This is a genomic window from Anaerobiospirillum sp. NML120448 (assembly GCF_023050945.1).
Lineage (GTDB): Bacteria > Pseudomonadota > Gammaproteobacteria > Enterobacterales > Succinivibrionaceae > Anaerobiospirillum.
Genome location: NZ_JALKIM010000161.1, coordinates 1 through 1662 on the forward strand (window position 1 = coordinate 1; position 1662 = coordinate 1662).

General features: G+C 33.6%; 1 protein-coding gene. It reads right to left on the bottom strand.

All coding sequences use genetic code 11. From position 1 onward, the window contains the following. Window positions 1-124: 124 nt before the first annotated feature. On the bottom strand, window positions 125-1543 hold the full coding sequence (locus MXE38_RS12230) for a transposase (RefSeq protein WP_246915485.1): 1419 nt from the start codon (window positions 1541-1543) through the stop codon (window positions 125-127). Between the last annotated feature and the right edge of the window lie 119 nt (window positions 1544-1662).

Consider the following 1662-nt stretch of genomic DNA (forward strand, 5'->3'; position numbering starts at 1 on the left):
CTAGTACTAGATTTCAAAAGTTCGTCACCCCCCCTATTATGAGTAATATGGGGGAGACAAAATAAAATTGTTGGTGCAGCAAATAGCTTTTAACAAAGGTAAAGTCAATCTAACTTTTAGCATACTAAACAATTCCAAAACGGTTATTTAAACCTCTTACTAATTTTTGTAGCTGCTTTCTAGTTAGCTTGTTCTTATACCTAAGCTTGTTTATATTAACTCCAAGCTGCCTAACATAGGTTTTAGCCCATGGTATTAACTGCACTCCACTTTTTACCAACTTACTAATTGAAAGAAACTGAGTTCTCATATTTGTAATAAGATTACAGCGCTCTTGTAATTTTGCATCATAATCAAAAGACCAAGATCTAGGAGCGGCCATATTATCATTAAAATAATCAAGCCACTCTCTTGATCCATTGATAAGATGCTCTACACTTGTCCATGATGCATGCTTCAAACAGTTGTTAGAGTACTGGCTAAAAAATGATTCTATTGGGTTACACCAAGAAGAACATGTTGGTGTAAATATAAACTTAAATTGAGGATTGAGATCAAACCATTCTTGATCAAACAAATGAGTACTTAGATTATCTAAAATAACAATGACTTGCTTATTCTGTAGCTCTTTATTATTTTGGATAAGTCTTTCAAAGAATGATTTTAAGAACTCTCTGTCCTTTTCATTACTAAGCTCATAATAAACTTTGCCTGTTTGAAGACATTGGGCTGCAATTAAGTTAACATAACCATGTTTATGATATCGACATCCAGAGCTTACCCCCATATTCGATGTCATAACAATATCTTTTTCGATTGCTTGAATACATGGCTTCTCATCAAAACTTAAGACTACTGTATCTTTATAGTCATAGTGTGCACACAAAATCTCGTGAACAATTTTGAGCTTTGTTTCATACTCAGGATCAACACTAAAACAATAAGAGCCCTCAGGTCTTATATTACCTACTTTAAATTTCTTGAAAGCTCTACATACAGTTGATTGAGACATGCCAAAAACAGCACCAATGTTACTATAAATCCATTTACTGCCCTTAATCATTGGTACTTTTGCATTATCAGAAATAATGTTTGCAAGCTCTGATTGGTCAATTGATATCGGCTCATTAGACAACTTTTGGGAGGCAATTTTATTGATAGAGTCGGGCGTAAAAATAGAGATTTTTCTTACATTTTCTGCAAAGGAATGATCAAACAATGAAGGCCTACCAGATCTTGGTAAGTCGTACAAACCATTGAAGCCTAAATCACAAAACCTATTTAGCCAATTCTTGATATATCTCTTGCATTTGCCTGTTACTCTTACCATTTCGTTAATGGAATTTGAGTCTAAAGCTGTAAGGATAAGTTCACATCTACTTTTAATCCCATACTCATCAATCCTTTTATTGCAATAAGAACGGCATTTATGGATATCTTCAGAATCATTATTAAATTGTGATTGAAAATTAGATAAAATGCTAGATTTGCAGGCACTAACATTATCAGCCTGTAGTGCAGGGGCTTTTTCGGAGATATTCATAGCCCCTGATTATAATCTAATTTTTATCAAAGCTTTTATAAAAATCGACTATAACTATAACTATAACTTGCCTCCTATACTGTAGGGGGGGGTGACGAACTTTTGAAATCTAGTACTAG

Excerpts from the sequence above, each read along its gene's own strand:
- MXE38_RS12230 (WP_246915485.1), bottom strand. The coding sequence starts at position 1,543 with ATGAATATCTCCGAAAAAGCCCCTGCACTACAGGCTGATAATGTTAGT.